The 19386-nt window shown below is 66.4% G+C and carries 21 protein-coding genes and 1 pseudogene; 8 read left to right on the top strand and 14 right to left on the bottom strand.

All coding sequences use genetic code 11. The features are described 5' to 3' along the window. The first annotated feature begins 205 nt into the window (after nt 1–205). A complete protein-coding gene (locus Q2M23_RS41420; RefSeq protein ID WP_141343020.1) occupies nt 206–706 on the top strand; it encodes a GNAT family N-acetyltransferase in 501 nt (166 codons plus the stop codon). Between the two features lie 27 nt (nt 707–733). Here the strand turns inward: Q2M23_RS41420 and Q2M23_RS41415 are convergent, their stop codons facing one another. The 6 genes from Q2M23_RS41415 to Q2M23_RS41390 all read right to left on the bottom strand — a co-directional run bounded on the left by Q2M23_RS41415 (nt 734) and on the right by Q2M23_RS41390 (nt 6842). Continuing rightward, nucleotides 734–1150: a pyridoxamine 5'-phosphate oxidase family protein gene (locus tag Q2M23_RS41415; protein ID WP_076829856.1), complete on the bottom strand. Its 417-nt coding sequence runs from the start codon at nt 1148–1150 to the stop codon at nt 734–736. Between the two features lie 3 nt (nt 1151–1153). Beyond that, the gene (uvrB, locus tag Q2M23_RS41410) at nt 1154–4066 is read right to left on the bottom strand and encodes an excinuclease ABC subunit UvrB (RefSeq protein WP_076829859.1); all 2913 of its coding nucleotides are present in this window, start codon (nt 4064–4066) and stop codon (nt 1154–1156) included. A 112-nt stretch (nt 4067–4178) separates the two neighbouring features. Then, nucleotides 4179–4385, bottom strand: a complete 207-nt coding sequence (locus Q2M23_RS41405) for a hypothetical protein (RefSeq protein ID WP_371852155.1) — start codon at nt 4383–4385, stop codon at nt 4179–4181. Next, a complete protein-coding gene (locus tag Q2M23_RS41400; RefSeq protein ID WP_038377734.1) occupies nt 4382–4618 on the bottom strand; it encodes a hypothetical protein in 237 nt (78 codons plus the stop codon). Before Q2M23_RS41400 ends, Q2M23_RS41405 begins: the two co-directional genes overlap by 4 nt. A gap of 108 nt (nt 4619–4726) precedes the next feature. Then, nucleotides 4727–5947, bottom strand: coding sequence for an NAD(P)-binding domain-containing protein (locus tag Q2M23_RS41395; RefSeq protein WP_316399158.1), 1221 nt, complete (start codon nt 5945–5947; stop codon nt 4727–4729). Then, on the bottom strand, nt 5940–6842 hold the full coding sequence (locus Q2M23_RS41390; RefSeq protein ID WP_069276582.1) for a LysR substrate-binding domain-containing protein: 903 nt from the start codon (nt 6840–6842) through the stop codon (nt 5940–5942). The genes Q2M23_RS41395 and Q2M23_RS41390 overlap by 8 nt, the downstream gene beginning before the upstream one ends. A 112-nt stretch (nt 6843–6954) precedes the next feature. Between Q2M23_RS41390 and Q2M23_RS41385 the strand changes: the two genes are divergently transcribed. Next, nucleotides 6955–7188, top strand: coding sequence for a hypothetical protein (locus tag Q2M23_RS41385; protein ID WP_057019043.1), 234 nt, complete (start codon nt 6955–6957; stop codon nt 7186–7188). A 106-nt stretch (nt 7189–7294) separates the two neighbouring features. On the opposite strand, the gene Q2M23_RS41380 is transcribed toward Q2M23_RS41385, so the two are convergent. Genes Q2M23_RS41380 through Q2M23_RS41370 form a run of 3 tightly spaced genes read right to left on the bottom strand, consistent with a single transcriptional unit; the run spans nt 7295 to nt 9270 of the window. Then, on the bottom strand, nt 7295–7930 hold the full coding sequence (locus Q2M23_RS41380; RefSeq protein WP_316399157.1) for an SCO family protein: 636 nt from the start codon (nt 7928–7930) through the stop codon (nt 7295–7297). Next, a complete protein-coding gene (locus Q2M23_RS41375) occupies nt 7927–9042 on the bottom strand; it encodes an MBL fold metallo-hydrolase (RefSeq protein WP_316399156.1) in 1116 nt (371 codons plus the stop codon). The genes Q2M23_RS41380 and Q2M23_RS41375 overlap by 4 nt, the downstream gene beginning before the upstream one ends. 48 nt (nt 9043–9090) lie before the next feature. Then, on the bottom strand, nt 9091–9270 hold the full coding sequence (locus tag Q2M23_RS41370) for a hypothetical protein (protein ID WP_316399155.1): 180 nt from the start codon (nt 9268–9270) through the stop codon (nt 9091–9093). Here Q2M23_RS41370 and Q2M23_RS41365 point away from each other — a divergent pair. After that, nucleotides 9269–9976, top strand: a complete 708-nt coding sequence (locus Q2M23_RS41365; RefSeq protein WP_316399154.1) for a glutathione binding-like protein — start codon at nt 9269–9271, stop codon at nt 9974–9976. The two genes, Q2M23_RS41370 and Q2M23_RS41365, sit on opposite strands and share 2 nt — an antisense overlap. Before the next feature lie 118 nt (nt 9977–10094). Here the strand turns inward: Q2M23_RS41365 and Q2M23_RS41360 are convergent, their stop codons facing one another. Next, entirely contained in the window at nt 10095–10886 is a 792-nt protein-coding gene (locus tag Q2M23_RS41360; RefSeq protein ID WP_316399153.1) for a crotonase/enoyl-CoA hydratase family protein, read from the bottom strand. An 86-nt stretch (nt 10887–10972) separates the two neighbouring features. Between Q2M23_RS41360 and Q2M23_RS41355 the strand changes: the two genes are divergently transcribed. After that, a complete protein-coding gene (locus Q2M23_RS41355; RefSeq protein WP_057019048.1) occupies nt 10973–11575 on the top strand; it encodes a TetR/AcrR family transcriptional regulator in 603 nt (200 codons plus the stop codon). Between the two features lie 98 nt (nt 11576–11673). On the opposite strand, the gene Q2M23_RS41350 is transcribed toward Q2M23_RS41355, so the two are convergent. After that, complete coding sequence (locus tag Q2M23_RS41350) at nt 11674–12348, bottom strand: HAD family hydrolase (RefSeq protein WP_229191216.1); 675 nt, start codon at nt 12346–12348, stop codon at nt 11674–11676. A gap of 315 nt (nt 12349–12663) precedes the next feature. Between Q2M23_RS41350 and Q2M23_RS41345 the strand changes: the two genes are divergently transcribed. The 3 genes from Q2M23_RS41345 (at nt 12664) to Q2M23_RS41335 (ending at nt 15898) form a co-directional block, all read left to right on the top strand. Then, on the top strand, nt 12664–14247 hold the full coding sequence (locus Q2M23_RS41345) for a DUF1800 family protein (RefSeq protein WP_316399152.1): 1584 nt from the start codon (nt 12664–12666) through the stop codon (nt 14245–14247). Beyond that, nucleotides 14244–15473: a DUF1501 domain-containing protein gene (locus Q2M23_RS41340; protein WP_316399151.1), complete on the top strand. Its 1230-nt coding sequence runs from the start codon at nt 14244–14246 to the stop codon at nt 15471–15473. The genes Q2M23_RS41345 and Q2M23_RS41340 overlap by 4 nt, the downstream gene beginning before the upstream one ends. Before the next feature lie 80 nt (nt 15474–15553). Beyond that, on the top strand, nt 15554–15898 hold the full coding sequence (locus Q2M23_RS41335) for an endonuclease domain-containing protein (protein ID WP_057015131.1): 345 nt from the start codon (nt 15554–15556) through the stop codon (nt 15896–15898). A 67-nt stretch (nt 15899–15965) separates the two neighbouring features. Here the strand turns inward: Q2M23_RS41335 and Q2M23_RS41330 are convergent. The 3 genes and pseudogenes from Q2M23_RS41330 to Q2M23_RS41320 all read right to left on the bottom strand — a co-directional run bounded on the left by Q2M23_RS41330 (nt 15966) and on the right by Q2M23_RS41320 (nt 18558). Then, nucleotides 15966–16906 (bottom strand): annotated as a pseudogene (locus Q2M23_RS41330) (aldo/keto reductase). Between the two features lie 271 nt (nt 16907–17177). Then, nucleotides 17178–17639: a GNAT family N-acetyltransferase gene (locus tag Q2M23_RS41325; protein ID WP_172649052.1), complete on the bottom strand. Its 462-nt coding sequence runs from the start codon at nt 17637–17639 to the stop codon at nt 17178–17180. Nucleotides 17640–17742: 103 nt separating this feature from the next. After that, entirely contained in the window at nt 17743–18558 is an 816-nt protein-coding gene (locus Q2M23_RS41320; protein ID WP_076829885.1) for a PAS domain-containing protein, read from the bottom strand. Nucleotides 18559–18770: 212 nt separating this feature from the next. Between Q2M23_RS41320 and Q2M23_RS41315 the strand changes: the two genes are divergently transcribed. Next, nucleotides 18771–19124 carry a DMT family protein gene (locus Q2M23_RS41315; RefSeq protein ID WP_028336063.1) on the top strand — a complete coding sequence of 118 codons (354 nt, stop codon included), beginning with the start codon at nt 18771–18773 and terminating at the stop codon, nt 19122–19124. Nucleotides 19125–19386: the final 262 nt, after the last annotated feature.

The raw sequence follows: 19386 nt of genomic DNA, 5'->3' as shown, positions 1-19386 counted from the left end.
CCGCCCGGAATTACCGGGCCGTCGTCACTCTCGCTGCCATCGTCCTATGGCTGCGATAAGTGTCCACACCACCTAGTGCGAAAGCAGGGACGACACCGAATATGTGGTTCGGCCGGTGAGTCATACCTCCGCATTCTCGCGACATGATCTGCCCGAGCTTTGCGCTTCCCTTGCGCCCCGTTCTCGATCGGCCTTATCTGCGAGCATGCAGATCAAGGACGAACGCCCCGAAGATGCCGCCGCGATCAGCCGCATCACGGCGGCAGCATTCGCAACAGCGCCGCACAGCAGCGGCACCGAAGCCCGCATCGTCGAGGCGCTGCGCCAGGCTGACGCGCTGACGATTTCTCTGGTCGCTGTATCCGACGACGGCAGCATCTTCGGCCACGTCGCGTTCTCGCCGGTCCGGATCGAAGGTGTAGTAGGACGTTGGTATGGGCTTGGCCCGGTCTCGGTCGCACCCGACCTGCAACGGCAGGGCACCGGCGGCGCGCTGATCCGCGCGGGACTTGCTCGCCTCGCGGCGATGAATGCTGACGGCTGCGTCCTGCTCGGCGATCCCGCCTATTACAGCCGCTTCGGCTTTGTCAGCGATCCCGCGCTGACCTATGGCGGCGAGCCCAGCCCGTACTTTCAGCGGCTGGTGCTGAAGGGCGATCCGCCGAAGGGGGATGTGAAGTACCATGCGGCGTTCGATGTGACGTGATCAGGTACCGCCTCAAGACAACGTGGCTCACGGCAGAGTCATTTCCTCGATCCGCGCCGGCACCGCGCCAAAATCGCTGAACCGGGCCCAGTTCGGCCGTATCCGCACATAGCCGATGTTCGGCCATGTCTCGCGCTCCGGCCCGTCGGGCCACGCCGCGAAATACACCTGCTTGCAGGCGATGAGCTCCGCGCCGCTCGGGAAGTCTGCGATGCCCTCGACCTGTGCGGTCTGTTCGGCGTCCCAACCGATCACCAATGCCGCGCGCGGATCGGCGCGGAGGTTCTGGTATTTGCGCGAGGTGGTCAGCGTGTCGAAGAAGATCTCGAGATTGTCGCTGACCGCGATCCCGACGACCGCCGCCTGGGGCGCGCCGTCGTGAGCCGTGCTGACCACCGCGAGCCGATGCACCCGCAGGAAGGCGAGAAGCTCGGCGCGCGTCATGATCTACCTTTTCTTCCACCCGCCCCGCTTGCCTGGCGCGCCGCCGCTCGACCGCGGCGACGGGCCGAACTCCGGCCCCGACTGCCGCGAGTCGGTCGGCTGGATGATGCGGCTCGTGGTGCCGAACGGCTTGGCGGGCAGCGCGCCGCTGGGGCGGAAGGGCAGCGATTCCGGGCCGTGCATCTCGTCGAGATCGGGCTTGTGGATGCGTGAGCCGGACTTGCCGCCGCGGCTCGCCTTGAGCGAGGTCTGCGCCGACTTGTTCTTCAATGCGCTGACCGGCAGGTTGGCGGCATCGCCGTATTTTCTTGTGCCGGCATAGGCGCCGGCCTGCTTCTGCACGTTGCGCTGCTTGGCGGTGGGGTCGTCGACCACGGCCATCTCGGTGGCGCGCAGCCGTTTGACCTCGTCGCGCAGTCGCGCGGCCTCCTCGAAGTTCAAATCGGCCGCGGCCTCGCGCATCCGCGTTTCGAGATCGCTCAGCACGGCCTCGAAATTATGCCCGATACTGATGACGTCGTCGGCGATGCCGCCGTCGCCGATCTCGACCAGCACGTGGTCGCGCTCGTAGACGGAGTTGAGGATGTCGCCGATCGACTTCTTCACGCTCTCCGGCGTGATGCCGTTGGCCTCGTTGTACTCGACCTGCTTCTCGCGGCGCCGCGTGGTCTCGGCCATCGCGCGCTCCATCGAGCCGGTCATGCTGTCGGCATAGAGGATCACCTTGCCGTCGACGTTGCGCGCGGCACGGCCGATGGTCTGGATCAGCGAGGTCTCGCTGCGCAGGAAGCCTTCCTTGTCGGCATCGAGGATCGCGACCAGCGCGCATTCGGGAATGTCGAGGCCCTCGCGCAACAGGTTGATGCCGACCAGCGCGTCGAATGCGCCGAGCCTGAGGTCGCGGATGATCTCGATGCGCTCGATGGTGTCGATATCCGAGTGCATGTAGCGGACGCGGATGCCCTGCTCGTGCAGATATTCGGTGAGGTCCTCCGCCATGCGCTTGGTGAGCACCGTGATCAGCGAGCGATAGCCGGCCGCCGCGGTGGCGCGCACCTCGCCGACGAGATCGTCGACCTGGGTGCGGGCAGGGCGGATGTCCACGGGAGGATCGATGAGGCCGGTCGGACGGATCACCTGCTCGACGAACACGCCGCCGCTTTCGTTCAGCTCCCAGCCGCTCGGCGTCGCCGACACCGCAACCGTCTGCGGCCGCATCATGTCCCACTCCTCGAAGCGGAGCGGCCGGTTGTCCATGCAGGAGGGCAGGCGGAAGCCGTATTCGGCGAGCGTAGCCTTGCGGCGGAAGTCGCCGCGGAACATGGCGCCGATCTGCGGCACGGTGACGTGGCTCTCGTCGGCGAAGATCAGCGCGTTGTCCGGTACATATTCGAACAGCGTCGGCGGCGGCTCGCCGGGGCGGCGCCCGGTGAGATAGCGCGAATAGTTCTCGATGCCGGCGCAGCTTCCGGTCGCCTCCATCATCTCGAGATCGAAGGTGGTGCGCTGCTCGAGTCGCTGTGCCTCCAAGAGGCGGCCCTGGTCGTTGAGCTGGTCGAGGCGCTGCTTCAACTCCGATTTGATCGACTTGATCGCCTGCACCAGCGTCGGGCGCGGCGTCACATAGTGCGAGTTGGCGTACATCTTGATGAATTCGAGCTCGTCCTGCTTGTGGCCGGTGAGCGGATCGAACTCCTCGATGGTTTCGATGGTGTCGCCGAACAGGTTCACCCGCCAGGCGCGGTCCTCATAGTGCGCCGGGAAGATGTCGATGACGTCGCCGCGGACGCGGAAGGTGCCGCGGGTGAAGTCGGCCTGGGTGCGCTTGTACTGGAGAGCAACGAGGTCGGCGATGAGCTGCCGCTGATCGATGCGCTCGCCCTTCTTCAAGGCGAAGGTCATCGCGGTGTAGGTCTCGACCGAGCCGATACCGTAGATGCAGGACACGGAAGCGACGATGATGACGTCGTCGCGCTCGAGCAGCGCGCGCGTCGCCGAGTGGCGCATGCGGTCGATCTGCTCGTTGATCGAGGAATCCTTCTCGATATAGGTGTCGGTGCGCGGGACGTAGGCTTCCGGCTGGTAGTAGTCGTAATAGCTGACGAAATACTCGACCGCGTTGTCGGGGAAGAAGTTCTTGAACTCGCCATAGAGCTGGGCGGCCAGCGTCTTGTTCGGCGCCAGGATCAGCGCCGGGCGCTGCGTCGCCTCGATCACCTTGGCCATGGTGTAGGTCTTGCCCGAGCCGGTGACGCCGAGCAGCACCTGGGTGCGGTCGTTGCGGTCGATGCCCTCGACCAGCTCGGCGATCGCGGTCGGCTGGTCGCCTTTCGGCTGGTAGTCGGACTTGATCTCGAAGCGCACGCCGCCTTCGGATTTTTCCGGGCGCGGCGGGCGGTGCGGGGTCCACACCCGCATCGAGCCGTCGTCCTTGCGGAATTCCGGGCGGCCGTCGCGGATCAGGTTCTCCAGCGCGTCGGCAGTCGCCTTGACGCCGAGCGCCTCCATCTTGCTGCGCGGCGGCCGCGCCAGGGCTTCGTCGTCGTCCTCGGCGGTCGGCAGGCCGAGCTGCCGCGCCAGTTCCGGATCGAGGGTCGGGATCGTGGCCGAGGTTCCGTAATTGGCCTGCGGGGCCTCCTCGAGCCCGGAAGCATCGCGCTTCGCGACGCCCTCGCTGGTCTCGCGCGTCGACGCCCGCGCGCGATGCGCGGCGGCCTCGCCGCCGGCGCGACGGTCCCAGGAATTGTCCGGCGGCGGCTGCAGGCCGGTGCCCGAACCCATGCCGGCATCGCCGCGGTTGATCGCCGGATTGAGCAATTCGGCAAGCGCGGGCCCGATCGGGAGGACCTCGGGCCGGTGTGCTTTGGATTTGGGGGTTTTGCCGGGCTTTTTCGGAGTGTTCGGTGTCTTCGCCATGCCCCGAATATGGGACGAGTCCGGCAGCGAGAAAAGGGCAAACGGCGGCCGGATCGCTGCTCGGGCAAGGCTGCTGACAGCAGGGTGTCAGCAGGCGGCGGCTTCGCGGACTTTACGCCCGCGGCAGGTCGACGATGTCGAGATGGATCCCGCCGCAGCCGTCGCAGCGCATGGTCCAGTATTCGGCGGCGCGGCCGGGGATCACGCGCAGCAGCGAAAGCGATGCGGCACATTCCGGGCAGCTGGTGCGGACCTGCGCCGGCCAGACCGGATCCGGCTCGCATTGCGGGACGGCGGCGACCACGACGTTACCGGTCACGCCGACGCTTCGGCCGCCGGCATTGTCATGCCATAGCGTTGCGGGAACCGGTCGATAGCCCGCTTCGCGTCGGCGATCGCCGCATCCGGATCGGACCACGCAAAGCCGATGTCGAGCGTCGGAAACAGCATGCCATCGATGACGACCGGCCTTTGATCGACCCGTTGAACCCTGGCGTGCCATTGCCCCTTCCCCACTTCGAACGACTTGATCTCAAAACCGCTGTAAATCATGTGCGACCTCGAAATGCCCTTCTCATAGGAAGCACGAGCGCGTTGCGCTAAATGTGAAGCAGTTCACAACTCGCCGTGTTTATTTCCGCGCAGCAAAGGAACCCGGAGCTAGCCGCGGCCGGCGATGTGGTCGGCGAGCACCGCGGCATCGTCGCCGACGCCTGACAGGAACGAGGATTTCATCTTCGACAGCCATTGCAGGCCGAGGAAATAGAGGCCCGGCACGTCGGAGACGCCATGGCGGTGGCGCGGGGCCCCGGCGGCATCCAGCACCGGTATGTCGATCCAGTTCAGATCGAGACCGTAGCCGGTGGCCCAGATCACGCTCCTGATCCGCGCGGCGCGCAGGTCGATCGCGTCGAGCGGCGCGGTGAGGCACGGCGGATCGGGCAGGCGGAGGCGCGCCAAGGGATCATCGGGATGATCGAGGCCGCGCGCCGCGACGAAGTCGTCGACGATCCCGAGGAACGTCGCGTAATAGGCGTCGCCATTGGCGATGTTGGCGGCGAGATCGGGCGCGATCTCGAGCACGCCGTCGCGCGCCGCCGTCACGCGGCCGAGCAGGGTCACGCCGCCGGCGGCGAAGCGGCGGAAATCGACGGTGTGGCCGCCATGGGCGCCGGAAATCACCGGCAGCAGCCGCGACGGGCCGCGCTGCTCGACCGGCGTCCGGTCGATGCCCATCTCGGCCAGCCACCAGATCAGGTCGCGGCCGCGATAGCGGCGCGGCAGGCGGTTGTGACGTCCGACCGAGAGGAAGACCTCGCGGCCGGCGCGCATCAGCTCTTCGGCGATCTGCGCGCCCGAGGCGCCGGCACCGACCACCAGCACTGCGCCGTCAGGCAATTGCGCCGGATTTTTGTAGCCGGCGGCATCGATCTGGAACAGGCCGGGATGCTCGCGCAGCAGCGCGGGCCGCAGCGGCCGTTGATAGGGACCGGTGGCGATGACGACGTTGCGGGCTGCGATGCTGCCGCCGGCAAATTCGGCGAGGAAACCGCCGGCGTCGTGGCGCAGCCTGGTGACCGCGACACCGCAGCGGATCGGCGGCGCGACGAACGCGGCGTAGTCCTCGATGAAGGCGATGATGGCGGCGGTGTCCGAGAAGCCGTCGGGATCGCTGTGCGGAAACGCGAAATCCGGCAGCCGCACCGACCAGTTCGGAAACTGGAACATGAGGCCGTCCCAGCGTTCGCTGCGCCAGCGCTCGGCGATGCGCCCCCGCTCCAGCACCAGATGGGCGATGCCGCGCTGCTTCAGCCGATGGCTCATGGTGAGCCCGGCCTGGCCGCCGCCGATCACCAGCGTATCGACGGTCTCGTCAGGCACTGCGCGATCCCTTGCGGCGGGCCGCGGGCTCCGCCGCGGCGCGGATGATCCAGCGCCGGAACGCGGCGAAATCGCGCTGTTCGGCGTGGAAGCCGCGATAGACCAGATACCAGCGCATGCCCTTCGGCACGCTGAGCGCAAACGGCGCCACCAGCCGGCCGGCGGCGAGATCGTCGTCGATATAGGGCCGGATGCCCATCGCGATGCCGAGCCCGTCGCTAGCTGCCTGCAGCGCCTGGCCGTAAAACTGGAATTCCGGCCCGCGCGCGGTCAGGCGCGGCACGCCCGCGGCCTTCAGCCAGGACGGCCAATCGTCGGGCGAATGCGCGACGCGGATCAGGCTCGGGCCCTTGAGGTCGGCGGGGCGCTTCAGGGTGTTGGCGAGCCGCGCCGTGCACACCGGCATCAGGTCGGCGGCAAACAGCGGCTCGGCGACGAGGCCTGGCCACTGGCCGTCGCCGAGCTGGATGCCGCAGCTCCAGTCGTCGGCGAAAGGCACCGCCATGCCGCCGGTCGTGATCCGCACCTCGATGTCGGGCTCCGCTTTGCGGAACTCGGCAAGGTGCGGGATCATCCATTTCAGCGCAAAGGTCGGTCCGACGCCGACGGTCAGCACCCGCGCGCTCGCGGATGCCGTGACCTGCGCGGTGAGGCTCGCCAGCGCGTCGAAGATCGGCGTCAGCCCGCCCTGATAGGCGCGGCCCGCCGGAGTGGTGACGAGGCGGTTGGCCTTGCGCTCGAACAGCGCGACGCCGAGCCGCTCCTCGAGCAGATGCACCATCCGGCTGATCGCGGCGGCCGAGACATTGAGCTCGCTGCCCGCCGCCGCGAAGCTGCCGGTCCGCGCCGCGGCTTCGAACGCCTTGATGCCGTTGAGAAAGAGCAGCCGCCGCATGAACCCTCAGGAAAACTGATGCAAGGTCAAGATAACTCAGTTTGCCGGAAGAGGCCAAGCGGCGCAGAAATACCGGAGACAATGAATCCCTGCTGATCCCGGCGAGGACCACATGACAGAGACCACAGACGCCCTGGTGCTCGATCTCGTGGAATGGGTGGCGCGCGGGCCGCGGCGCTATACCGAGGTGCTCGAGGTCTGGCGCACCTCATGCCCGCGGCTGACGATCTGGGAGGACGCCGTTGACCGCGGCTATGTCGCGCGCCGTCCCTCGGTTGAGGGCATGCGGGTAACGGTGACGGAAACCGGTGAGACATTCTTGCGCGCGCATGGGCGGATACATTGAGTCCGGCGATTTGTCCGATCCGCCTGCCGAACTGCTTTCTTCACCTCACCCGCAAGCGGGAGAGGGGGCGCAGTATTGACGCGGCTGGAATTGCCAATCTCTGATGTCAGCGTACCGGTTCGGCGAGCCGTGGCCGGATGATCTCGACCATCCGGTCGGCTGATGTCCCCGGCGGAAAGAAGCCGAGATAATTGCCCTCGCGGTCCATCAAATAGATGTAGGCGGTGTGATCGACGGTATAGTCGCCGGCATCCTTCAGCGGCACCCGCGCGAAGTAGACCTTGTAGGCATCAGCGAGCTTGCGGATCGCATCACCGCTGCCGGTCAGTCCGATCAGGCGCGGGTGGAACATCGGCACGTACTCCGCGAGGTGGGCCGCGGTGTCGCGCTCGGGATCGACCGTGATGAAGATCGGTTGAACCTGGTCGCCGTCGCGGCCGAGCTTGTCGAGCGCCAGGGCGATCGCTTGCAGATCGGTCGGGCAGACGTCTGGGCAGGTGGTGAAGCCGAAATAGATCAGCATCAGCTTGCCGCGAAACTCCTTGTCGGTGCGTTCATGGCCGGCCTGATCGGTCAGCGCGAACGGGCCGCCGACCGGCTCCCTGTTCCACATCAGGATGTCCATGATCTCGGCGGCCGAGCGCGCCGATTGCGGCGGCGCATCGCCCGCCAGCACCGGCGCCAGCGTCAGCCACAGGCCGGCGCCGGCGTAAGCGAAGCCGCGCAGGACCGGCGCGATCATATGCCGAAGGAGAGGCGGCTGCCCGTCGTCGTGACCAGCACCTTGTCGCCCATCTGCGCGGTCGCCTCCTGCACGAAGTTGAGCCCGGAGCAGTGCATCGGGATCAGCACGTCGGGGTCGAGCTTCCTGATCTCGGCGACCACCTCGGTGAGGTAATCCTTCGGCGCCGGCCCGAGATGGAAGCCGCCGACGATGGCGTGCACCTTCTGGATGCCGGAGACCTCCTGTGCCTGCTTCACCGAATTGACGATGCCGACATGGCCGCAGGACGAGATCACGACGAGGCCGAAGTCCCGCACGTTGAAGCAGGTGGCGTGCTCATGGATGTGCTCGTCGGGCACGATCTTGCCGTCCATCTCGGCCGGCAGATAGTGGCTGGCATTGCAGCCGAGCCCGTCCTTGATGCCGAACTCGACCCAGGTCTGCGGCAGCACACGCTCGATGCTGCGGCGGGTGATCTTGCCGGTGGTGAAGGCATGGCCCGCGATCACGGTCGGGGTCTCGCACAGCACCGTGGTGACGCGCTGCGCCGCGAGCTGGCGGCGATCGAGCGTGCCGAAATCGTTGAACTGGCCCTTGGTCGGCGTTGCGCTGACGCGGTGGCAGAAATTGTCCTCGCCGCCGGCATAGAGCTTCACGTCGGCCGGTAGTTTATCACGGAATTTGTCGAGGAAGCCGTTGAGGCCGCCGAAATGGTCGTAGTGGCCGTGGCTCACGATCAGCCCATCGAGCTTCGCCGGATCGACGCCGACCAGCGCCATGTTGTTGAGCAGCACCTCCGGCGTGTAGCCGTAGTCGAGCATCAGCGTGCGCTGTGCGCCCTTGGCTTCCGACTCCAGCCACAGCGACAGGCCCCATTCATTGTGCAGCGACTTCTGGTAGTCGGCGGAGCGCGGCGGCGGCGCGATGGTGACGCCGCCGGCCTGCTTCGGCTTGAAGAACAAATCGAAGCTGGAATCGACCAGCACGCGGATCGAGAGCTTGTCGACGGTCGGCACCTCGATCGGTGCGGCGCTCGCGATCTCGACGCAGGAGAAGGCGCCCGCGGCTGCGGCGCCGGCGAGCGCCGCCGAACCTTTCAGGAAATCACGTCGTGCCAAATCCCGCGTCATCGCAATCCCCCGTGTTTTGAAAACTTTTCAATACCAAACACGTTGAGCCTAGGAGCAATCGGGACGCGGCTCAATCGGGCATTTGCGCTGCTTGCAGATCACATTCGCGCGCGGTGCAATGCGGGCGCCATTGACTTGGCTGCGGTTATGCGTCCAACTCCATGCATTCGCATCTTTCTCGCCGATGCACGACATCGGCAGTCCCTGGCAATGCAGGATCACGCCCATGATCGACCTTCACTACTGGTCCACGCCGAACGGTCACAAGATAACGATGTTCCTTGAGGAAACCGGATTGGAGTACAGGATTTTCCCGGTGAACATCGGCAAGGGCGATCAGTTCAAGCCGGATTTTTTGCAGATCGCGCCGAACAACCGCATCCCCGCAATCCTCGATCACGCGCCGAAGGGCGGCGGCAAGCCGCTACAGCTGTTCGAGTCCGGCGCGATCCTGCTCTATCTCGCCGAGAAGACCGGACAATTCCTGCCGGCCGATATCCATGGCCGCTATGACGCGATCCAGTGGACGTTCTGGCAGATGGGCGGGCTCGGGCCGATGGCCGGGCAGAACCACCATTTCCGCAACTACGCCGTCGAGAAGCTGCCTTACGCGATCGACCGCTATGTCAACGAGACCAACCGGCTCTACGGCGTGCTCAACAAGCGGCTCGCCGACCGCGAATTCGTCGCCGGCGACTACTCGATCGCCGACATGGCGAGCTATCCCTGGGTCGTGCCCTACAAGAACCAGGGCCAGGAGATCGACGATTTCCCGCATCTGAAGCGCTGGCTGGAGACGATCGGCAAGCGCCCGGCGACCGTGCGCGCCTATGCCAAGGCGAAGGAGGTCAATCCGAATTTCGGCCAGCCCGCGATCCGCACCGAGGAAGAGCGCAAGTTGCTGTTCGGGCAGACCGCGGCGGTGGTGCGGTAGGGCGAACTCCTCCGTCATTGCGAGGAGCGAAGCGACGAAGCAATCCATCTTTCCGCGTATGCGGGTCGATGGATTGCTTCGCTTCGCTCGCAATGACGGATGTAGCACTCGCGGGTTTTCAAGCCCCGACATACCTCGCCAGCCGCCGTTCCTTCCACGCCGCGAGCCCCTCGGCGAGATCGCGGCCCGGCACCAGCGCGGCGAACTGCTCGCTCTCGACCAAAAGGCCCTCGGCAATCGGCATGTTGAGCCCGCGCGTCACAGCGGTGATGGTGCCGGCGACGGCGCCGGGCGAATGCCTGGTGATGCGGCCGGCGAGCTCGCGCGCGGCCGTCAGCAATTGATCGTGCGGCACGATCTGATTGACCAGCCCGATCTCACGCGCATGCTCGGGCGGAAACGGATCGCCTGCGAGGAGCAGCTCCAGGGCGCGCTTGCGTCCGGCCAGCCGCGGCAGCCGCTGCGTGCCGCCGAAGGTCGGGGGCATGCCGAGCTTGATCTCGGGTTTTGCAAATAGCGCGCGGTCGCTGGCGACAGCGAGATGCACCGCCTCGGTGATCTCGCAGCCGCCGCCGAAGGCGAGCCCGTTGATCGCGGCGATCACGGGCTTCTTGAATGCCTCGAGCCGCGCGGTCATGGCCTGGCCGCGGCGGACGAAGTCGCGCACCGCGACGGCGGAGCCCTGCTTGACGCTCTCGGAAAACTGCTTGATGTCGGCGCCGGCCGAGAAGGCCCGCTCGCCGGCCCCGGTCAAAATCACGGCGCGCACCTCAGCGTCGCCCTCGATGCGGTCGAGCGCGGCCATCAGCTGATCGATCAGCGCGTAGTTCAGCGCGTTGAGCTGCTCCGGACGGTTCAGGGTGATCAGGGCGATCGTGTCGGTGATCTCGAGCAGGATGGGGGCGGGCATGATGCAGTCTCCAGCAATTGTGTGTCGGGCCGAATGTAGGGCCAGCCGCAATTTGTGTATATTCACTGGTTAGTATACATAGCGCCATGCCCAGACCCTCCGAGCCCACCCGCGAGCGCATCGTCCAGGCGGCGAGCGCGCTGTTCTACAATGAAGGCATTCGCCGCGTCAGCGTCGACGAGGTCGCCGCCAAGGCCGGCCTCACCAAGCGCACGCTGTACTATCACTTCAAGAGCAAGGACGATCTGGTCGCTGCCTATCTCGCCGCGCGCGACCAGCCCAATCTCGCGCTGTTCCGAAAGTGGTTCGCGGAGGCCGAGGGTGGCCTGCCGGTGAAGGTCGAGGCGATCTTCAGGAACCTCGCGCGCTCGGCGCGGCATCCGAAGTGGAAGGGCTGCGGCTTCCTGCGCACCTCCGCCGAACTCGCCAACATGCCCGGGCATCCCGCGATCAGGATCGGCGCCGCGCACAAGAAGAAGTTCGAGGACTGGCTGCGCGCGACCTTCGCGGAGCAGGGCATCGCCGATCCGCTCAAACTGGCGCGGCAGATCCTCTTGCTGCTGGACGGATCGTTCGCCGTGGTGCTGCTGCATCGCGACCCGAGCTACATGGAGACCGCCGGCGAGGCCGCGCGCACACTGATCGAGACGGCGCTGGGGAAGCAGGGCGTAAGCGGGGTTAGGACATGACGAGAGTAGGTTGAATGGTAGTCGCGAAGGCGGTGCGCTCCCTGCCCCGCAAGCGGGAGAGGTGCAGCAGCCTGCGGCGAGCCGTCTCGCAATGACGGCTAAAGCGCGCCGCGCTCCTGCAGCAGCGCCAGCACGGCGTTGAGGTCCGGCAACACGGCTGCGCATTTCGCGCGGGTCTCGTCGGTCGGCGGCGCCATGTCCGGCACCATCAGCGTGATCGCGCCGGCGGCGTGGGCGGCGGCGACGCCGTGGTTGGAGTCTTCCACCGCGATGCAGGACGCCGGCCTCACGCCGAGCCGCGCGGCGGCCTTGAGATAGAGCTCGGGATCCGGCTTGCCCTGCGCGACATCGTCAAGCGTCAGCAGCGTGTCGAAGCGCGCGCGAATGCCGGCGAGGGTGAGGTTGCGTTCGGCCGAACGGCGCGATGACGAGGTGACGATCGCCATCGGGCGCTCCGCAAGCGCGAGCGCATCGAGCAGAGCGAGCGTGCCTGATTTGAGCGGCAGGCCCGACCGCATCATCCGATCGCGATGTTCGAGAAACGCTTGGTTGACGTCCGCGAGCGGAAACGCCGCGCCGTAATGGTCGCGCAGCATCGCCTCGCAGACCGGGCCGGGAAGCCCGACCATGGAGTGGCACAGCGCGACGACGTCGTCGGTGTAGCCGCACACGTTCAGCGCCGCGACCAGGCTGTCGAAGTAAACCTTCTCGGTGTCGAGCAGCGTGCCGTCCATGTCGAGCAGGACGGCGTCGACGGTCCAGCGTGCGTTCACGTGGCGCTCACCGCTGCTTGCTGTTCCGCGAGCTTCCGCAAGCATGCGGGGCACAGGCAGTCGCCGCCGTCGGTCGGCATCGGCAGGCGAAAACTCTCATCGCAGCACCAGCATGCTCCGGTGAGCGAGCAGGAAAATTCGCTGCCGCATGCCGTGCAGGCAAGCTGGCGCGGAGATGCTGGTTTGGAACGATCGTTTGACGAGAGGTCCATTCTAACCGCGATTTAATGCGCGAATTAATCTCGGGTTCATCCCGGACCGCGCTATGATGCCAGGCAACTGATATAGCCGGGATAGGCCGTTAAGGGAATTCTGATGGCCCGTGATTCGCAAGCCGCGCTGGTTGCTCTCAACCGGTTTGGATTCGGTGCCCGCGGCGGGGCGTCCGGCGACTTCATCAACGCCGCCTCCGATCCGCGCGGTTTCGTGCTGGCGGAACTGGCGCGTCCGAACGGCGCGCTGCTCGAAGTGCCGGGCCTGCTCTCGACGCCGGAGCTCGGCAAGCAGGTGTTCGACTATCAGTTCGAGATCCAGCAGGCGCGCAATGCCGCGAAGGTCGCGCAGCAAGGCGCGAGCGAGACACCGCCGCAAGGGTCCGACGCAAAGCCGGCGCAGCGGCGCAATCTGTCGCTGTCCACTGCCGCCAAGGAGATCGCCGGCAAGGATCCGGCGATGCAGGCGCAGGGCGCCGATGGCGCCAACGCGGCGATGACGCCGTCGGCTCCGATGCAGCCTCCGACGATGCAGACGGTGCCCGGTCCCCCCAAGCCGCCGGCGCAACCGCTCAACATCATCCAGAAGACGTTCCGCGCCGAGGCGCTGGCGCGCCTGCAGCGCGGCGTGGTCGCCGATTGCGGCTTCGTCGAACGGCTCGTGGTGTTCTGGTCCAACCACTTCTGCGTCTCCGCCAACAAGGGCGCGCTGGCGCGGATGTGGGCCGGCTCGTTCGAGCGCGAGGCGATCCGTCCGCATGTGCTCGGCCGCTTCCCGGACATGCTGAAGGCCGTCGAGCAGCATCCGGCGATGCTGTTCTTTCTCGACAACCAGCAATCGCTCGGCCCGGAGTCGCGCGCCGGCATCAACCGCAATCGCGGCCTGAACGAGAATCTCGCGCGCGAGATCATGGAGCTGCATACGCTCGGCGTCGGCGGCGGCTACACCCAGGACGATGTGACGGCGCTGGCGCGCGTCATCACCGGCTGGACCTTTGCCGGCCGCCGTGGGCAGTTAGGTGTGCCCGGCAGCTTCGTGTTCAACGCCAATGCGCACCAGCCCGGACCGCAGCAGGTGCTCGGCAAGAGCTACGCGCAGGCGGGCGTCGCGCAGGGCGAGGCGGTGCTGGCGGACATCGCGCGGCATCCCTCGACCGCAAAATTCATCGCGACCAAGTTCGCGCGCCACTTCGTCGCCGACGATCCGCCGCCGGCGCTGGTGGCGAGGCTGCAGGATATGTTCACGAAAACGGACGGCGATCTCAGGGCGCTGGCCACCGCGCTCGTTCAGTCCAGCGAGGCCTGGCACGCGCCGCTGACAAAGATGCGTTCGCCTTACGAATTCCTGGTCGCCTCCGGCCGCCTGCTGGCGCGCAATCCCGAGGATCCGAGCCGCTATCTCAATGGCCTCAATGTGCTCGGCCAGCCGCTGTGGTCGCCGGCCGGGCCGAACGGATTTTCGGACACCGCCGCGGCCTGGGCGGCGCCTGAAGGCATCAAGCTCAGGCTCGACATTTCGGCGCAAGTCGCCTCCCAGCTCGCCGACCGGTTCGACCCGCGCGACCTGCTCGAGCTCATTGCCGCCGATGCAGCCTCGCCCGAGACGCGGCGCACCATCGAGCGCGCGGAATCGCGGCAGCAGGCGCTGGCGCTGCTGTTGATGTCGCCCGAGTTCCAGAGGAGATGACGATGGAATGCTCCGAGAGCCTGATGCTGCAGGCGACGTCGCGGCGCGCGCTGCTGCTCGGCGGCGCCTCCTTTGCGGCCTGGGCCTACCTCCCGAAATTCGCGCGCGCCGCCGATGGCCGCGATCCGCGCTTCGTCACCATCATCCTGCGCGGTGCACTCGACGGCCTCGCCACGGTCGCACCGGTCGGCGATCCTGATTATGCCGGCTTGCACGGCGCGATCGCGCTGCGCCCCGATGGCCCGAACGCGGCGGTGATGCTGGATCAGTTCTTCGCCCTGCATCCGGCGATGCCGGAATTTTCGCGGATGTATCGCGCCAAGCAGGCCGCGGTGGTTCACGCGGTGGCGACCTCCTATCGCGATCGCTCGCATTTCGACGGTCAGGACGTGCTGGAAAGCGGCTTCCCCGGTCCGGGCCGCGTGCAGTCCGGCTGGCTCAATCGCGCGCTGGAGGCCTTGCCGAAAGGCGAGCGGGTGACGAGCGCGCTCGCGGTCGGCCCGACCACGCCGCTGGTGCTGCGCGGCGCGGCGCCGACCGTCGGCTGGGCCCCGACCGCGCTACCGCAAGCCGCCGACGACACCGCGATGCGGCTGCTCGATCTCTATCAGCACCGCGATCCGGCGCTGGCGAGCGCGCTGACGCAAGGCTTGCAGCTCGAGAAGCAGGTGCAGGGCGAGGAGATGAAGCCGAAGCCCGGGGCGGGCGGCGTGGCGGCGATGCGCCTCGTGGCGCGGGGCGCCGCGAAATTGATGGCGGCCGACGACGGCCCGAGGATCGGCGCGCTCGCCTTCGACGGCTGGGATACCCATGCCAATGAAGGCGGGCCGGTCGGCCGCCTCGCGCAACTGCTCGGCGGCCTCGACGGCGCGCTGGCGGAATTCCAGAGCGGCCTCGGCGCGCGCTGGCGCGACACCGTGATCGTGGTCGCGACCGAGTTCGGCCGCACCGCGCGCATCAACGGCACCGAGGGCACCGACCACGGCACCGGCACCATCGCGCTGCTCGCCGGCGGCGCGGTGAATGGCGGCCGCATGATCACCGACTGGCCCGGCCTCAAGCCCGCCAATCTCTACCAGGCCCGCGACCTCGCCCCGACCACCGACCTGCGCGCCGTGATCAAGGGCGTGCTGCACGACCAGTTCGGCCTCGGCGAGCGCGTGCTGGCCGATGCCGTGTTTCCGGACAGCGCCCCGGTAAAGCCGATGAAGGGGCTGGTGGCTTGACTTCCTCAACCTCTCCCCGCTCTTTGCGGGGAGAGGTCGGAAGCGACGCATCGCGTTGCTTCCGGGTGAGGGGCAGGGCAATGCGTGGCCGCAAGGAAACACCTATCCGACTCGCGAAAGGGCTGCGCGCCAATCAAACGGACGCGGAGACCGTGCTTTGGAATCGCATCCGCAATCGCCAGATTGATGGCCATAAGTTCGCACGGCAGGTGCCGGTCGGGAGTTACATTTGCGACTTCGTCTGCCGCGAGCGACGGCTCGTGATCGAAGTGGATGGCGGTCAGCACGCGGACTCAGCTGCAGACGTGGTCCGGGACTGGTATCTCACCGGGGAGGGCTATCGCGTGCTTCGCTTCTGGAACAACGATGTGCTCGGCAACGTCGAGGGTGTGTTGATTACAATTCAGACTGAGTTGCGCGGATAGATGCCCCTCACCCCAACCCTCTCCCCGTAAAGGACGGGGAGAGGGAGCGGAGAGAGTGCCGTTCGCTTCACGCCTTCGTTATCCCATCGATCTCCGCCATCTCCTCCGCGGAGAGCTTCCAGCTGATCGCCTTGGCGTTCTGCTCGATCTGCTCGGGACGCGTCGCCCCGGCGATGACGCTTGCGACTTGCGGGCGGGCGGCGAGCCAGGAGAAGGCGAGCTCGAGCATGGCGTGGCCGCGCTCCCTGGCAAACGCCTGCAGCTTCTCGACGATGTCCTCGTTGCGCGGCGTGACGTAGCGATCCTTCAGGGCCGGCGCCTTGGCGAAGCGGGTATCGGCGGGTGCAGCGGCGCCGCGCTGGTACTTGCCGGTCAACAGGCCGCTGGCGAGCGGGAAGAACGGCAGCAGGCCGAGATTGTATTGCTGCGCCGCCGGCAGCAGGTCCTTCTCGATGCCGCGCACCAGGAGGCTGTATTCGTCCTGGCAGGACACGAAGCGGTTCATGTTCATCTGGCGCGCGACGTACTCGGCTTCGGCGATCCGCCAGGCCGGGAAGTTGGAGTTGCCGATGTAGCGCACCTTGCCCTGGCGGACGAGATCGTCCGCGCGCGCAGCGTCTCGTCGATCGGGGTGAGCGGATCGTAGTCGTGCTGCTGGTAGAGATCGATATAGTCGGTCTTCAGGCGAGTGAGGCTCGCTTCGACCGCCGACATGATGTAGCGCCGCGAGGCGCCCTGCTTGGTGCCGTCGGTCGCCATCGGCTTGGAGAATTTGGTGGCGAGCACGATGTCCTTGCGGCGGTCGCCCAGCACGGTGCCGAGCACGGTCTCCGAGCCGCCCATGCCGGCATAGATGTCGGCGGTGTCGAACAGCGTGATGCCGAGATCGATCGCCTTGTGGATCACCTTGCGCGAGGTCTCGAGGTCGGTGCGCTGGCCGAAATTGTTGCAGCCGAGGCCGACCGCGGACACGCGCAGCCCGGAGCCGCCGAGATTACGAATTTCCATGAGACAATCCTGTGGGATAGGCGAGCGGTGCCGCGTATTGTGACAAGCACACTAGGGCCCGGCAAGGTGCCGTCCTACCGCCGATCACGCATGACGATGTCGCAAAATGAGATGCCGCAAAAAAAGCGGTCCCGGTCAGACGCGGCGACTGACGGGGACCGCTTGGCGAAGATCTGAGACGGGGGGCCTGATCTGCGCGAGCGGAAGCCTAGCCGGGCTTTGTAACGTGCCGGTGACACCTCTGTTCAATCCACAGGCCGCGAAGATCCGCTCAGACAATCTTGCGATAGATGACGAAGCCCGGCTTGTCTGCGACCTTGTCATAAAGCTGCATCGCGGTGTGGTTGGTCTCATGCGTCTGCCAGTAGACGCGTGGCGATCCCGCGAGCCTGGCCTGCGCGTAAACCCCGTTGATCAACGCGCGGCCAACGCCCTTGCCGCGTGCGGCTTCGCTGGTGAACAGATCCTGCAAATAGCAGGTTGGCGCGATCGCCGTGGTCGAGCGGTGAAACAGATAATGCGTCAGCCCGAGCAATCTGCCGCCGGCGTCGGCGACCAGCGCGTGCACCGGCTCATAGGCATCGAAGAAGCGTTCCCACGTCATCGCGGTGATCTCGGGCGCGAGCGCGGTCGGCCCGGATCGCTCATAGAAGGCATTGTAGCCGTCCCACAGAGGAAGCCACTGGGCGTAGTCGTCGCGGGTGACGAAGCGGATGGTGACGTCGTCGGCCATGGAGGATTCCTGGATGATCCTGCGTTGCGGGCGATGTCTCCGCACCGCTCGCAAGGTTCTACCGTCGCTATCTCGCAGGATCAATTGCGGACGAGGTCGCGCCTCACTCGGCGGCGCGCAGCAGCCGCGCCAGACGGCGCTCGCGCCCGGCGCGCTGGGCCCGATATTCATCGGCCTTGGCGGGATCGTCGGTGTGCCGCACGAGGTCGGTGACCGGCGTGTAGCTCAGCATGCGGCCGCCGTCCGGCAGTGCGGTGCAGCTGAAGCGCAGCACCTGGCCGTCGGCGAGGTTGAGATTGATCGGCGTGGAGTCGCCGGCGCGCATCATCGCGATGCGCTCGGCGATGAACGCGCTCAGCTCGTCTTCCGGCAGTTCATAGGCGCCGGTGTCGCGGCCGTGATACATCAGCGCGACGAAGGGCGGCTTGCTCTCGGCCTGCGCATCCGACAGCGCGAAATAGTCGCGGAAGGCGCGGTTGATGAATTCGGCGCGGGTGTCGGCGTCGAGCAGCACGATGCCGATGTCGACCTGGTCGAGCGCGGCTGCGAGCCGCTCCGCGGTGGCGTGATGCTGCTGGTCCGCGGCAAAGGCGTCGATCCATTTCTGCCGTAGCATTCCGGTGATCACGGCGGTGCCGGCCGCGGTCGCCGCCAGCATCAGCATCCGCGCGACGTCGGCGGTGTCGTAACCGGGCAGCGCGCGATGATTGAGGAAGAACAGCGCCGAGGCGGCCACCGCGATCGCGGCGGAGATCAGCCCGGAGGTGATGCCGCTGATCGAGCTCGCAAGCGCCACGATGCAGACGAACAGCGGCGCGGGATTGGGGACGGCGACAACGAGGCGATCGAGCAGGAAGGCGGCGGATGCCGTGATCGCCGTCAGGGCCGGACCTGAAATTGCACGCCAGTCGAACCGCATGCGCGTTCTCGCTATCTATCAAACGAACGATAAAGCCGCAGTTTGACGACAGGGCCGCAACCGCGCCGGCATTTCCGTCCCGACCGTTAAGCGGGCGTTGCGGGGGCCGAACCAGCTTTCGCTGCTTTCAAATCAAATGATATGCAGATCGGCACGGAACCCGGTTCCGTGCCTGCGGGTTACCGCGTGCTTTGCTTGCAAGAGGACATTCGATGCCCGCCATTTCGCCGTCGCTGCTGCCGATCCTGATGCTGTTCGCCTCGAACGTCTTCATGACCTTCGCCTGGTACGGCCATCTCAAGTTCAAGGATCATTCGCTCCCCATCGTGATCCTGGTGAGCTGGGGCATCGCCTTCTTCGAATACTGGCTGGCGGTGCCGGCCAATCGCTGGGGCAGCGCGGTCTACTCGGCGGCGCAGCTCAAGACCATGCAGGAGGTGATCACGCTGGTCGTGTTCGCCGCCTTCTCGGTGTTGTACCTGAAGGAGCCGCTGGGCTGGAATCACGCGCTCGGATTTGCCTTCATCGCCGCCGGCGCGTTTCTGATCTTCCACAAATGGGGCTAATGCTTCACCTCGCCCCGTGTGCGGGGAGAGGTCGGAACGCATCGTTAGATGCGTTCCGGGTGAGGGGGACTCTCCGCAAATGCAGCGATCTCCGAATACGCGGAAAGAGCCCCTCACCCCAACCCTCTCCCCGTAAGAACGGGGCGAGGGAGCACACTGCCGCCGCGGTTCGACCTGATCTCATTGCGCTTTAGTCTTACTGAGTCAGAAAGCCGCGATCTGGAGGGTTGAGAATCGCATATTAAGGGAGATTCAACGTGGT

Origin of the sequence: Bradyrhizobium sp. 33ap4 (assembly GCF_032654765.1) — a bacterium.
GTDB lineage: Bacteria > Pseudomonadota > Alphaproteobacteria > Rhizobiales > Xanthobacteraceae > Bradyrhizobium > Bradyrhizobium australafricanum.
This window is presented reverse-complemented; position numbering and strand designations above follow the sequence as displayed.

Excerpts from the sequence above, each read along its gene's own strand:
- Q2M23_RS41320 (WP_076829885.1), bottom strand. The coding sequence starts at position 18,558 with ATGCGGTTCGACTGGCGTGCAATTTCAGGTCCGGCCCTGACGGCGATC.
- Q2M23_RS41315 (WP_028336063.1), top strand. The coding sequence starts at position 18,771 with ATGCCCGCCATTTCGCCGTCGCTGCTGCCGATCCTGATGCTGTTCGCC.
- Q2M23_RS41420 (WP_141343020.1), top strand. The coding sequence starts at position 206 with ATGCAGATCAAGGACGAACGCCCCGAAGATGCCGCCGCGATCAGCCGC.
- Q2M23_RS41370 (WP_316399155.1), bottom strand. The coding sequence starts at position 9,270 with ATGGGCGTGATCCTGCATTGCCAGGGACTGCCGATGTCGTGCATCGGC.
- Q2M23_RS41345 (WP_316399152.1), top strand. The coding sequence starts at position 12,664 with ATGGCCCGTGATTCGCAAGCCGCGCTGGTTGCTCTCAACCGGTTTGGA.
- Q2M23_RS41355 (WP_057019048.1), top strand. The coding sequence starts at position 10,973 with ATGCCCAGACCCTCCGAGCCCACCCGCGAGCGCATCGTCCAGGCGGCG.
- Q2M23_RS41375 (WP_316399156.1), bottom strand. The coding sequence starts at position 9,042 with ATGACGCGGGATTTGGCACGACGTGATTTCCTGAAAGGTTCGGCGGCG.
- Q2M23_RS41400 (WP_038377734.1), bottom strand. The coding sequence starts at position 4,618 with ATGATTTACAGCGGTTTTGAGATCAAGTCGTTCGAAGTGGGGAAGGGG.
- Q2M23_RS41325 (WP_172649052.1), bottom strand. The coding sequence starts at position 17,639 with ATGGCCGACGACGTCACCATCCGCTTCGTCACCCGCGACGACTACGCC.
- Q2M23_RS41385 (WP_057019043.1), top strand. The coding sequence starts at position 6,955 with ATGACAGAGACCACAGACGCCCTGGTGCTCGATCTCGTGGAATGGGTG.
- Q2M23_RS41365 (WP_316399154.1), top strand. The coding sequence starts at position 9,269 with ATGATCGACCTTCACTACTGGTCCACGCCGAACGGTCACAAGATAACG.
- Q2M23_RS41380 (WP_316399157.1), bottom strand. The coding sequence starts at position 7,930 with ATGATCGCGCCGGTCCTGCGCGGCTTCGCTTACGCCGGCGCCGGCCTG.
- Q2M23_RS41335 (WP_057015131.1), top strand. The coding sequence starts at position 15,554 with ATGCGTGGCCGCAAGGAAACACCTATCCGACTCGCGAAAGGGCTGCGC.
- Q2M23_RS41390 (WP_069276582.1), bottom strand. The coding sequence starts at position 6,842 with ATGCGGCGGCTGCTCTTTCTCAACGGCATCAAGGCGTTCGAAGCCGCG.
- Q2M23_RS41360 (WP_316399153.1), bottom strand. The coding sequence starts at position 10,886 with ATGCCCGCCCCCATCCTGCTCGAGATCACCGACACGATCGCCCTGATC.
- uvrB (WP_076829859.1), bottom strand. The coding sequence starts at position 4,066 with ATGGCGAAGACACCGAACACTCCGAAAAAGCCCGGCAAAACCCCCAAA.
- Q2M23_RS41340 (WP_316399151.1), top strand. The coding sequence starts at position 14,244 with ATGACGATGGAATGCTCCGAGAGCCTGATGCTGCAGGCGACGTCGCGG.
- Q2M23_RS41415 (WP_076829856.1), bottom strand. The coding sequence starts at position 1,150 with ATGACGCGCGCCGAGCTTCTCGCCTTCCTGCGGGTGCATCGGCTCGCG.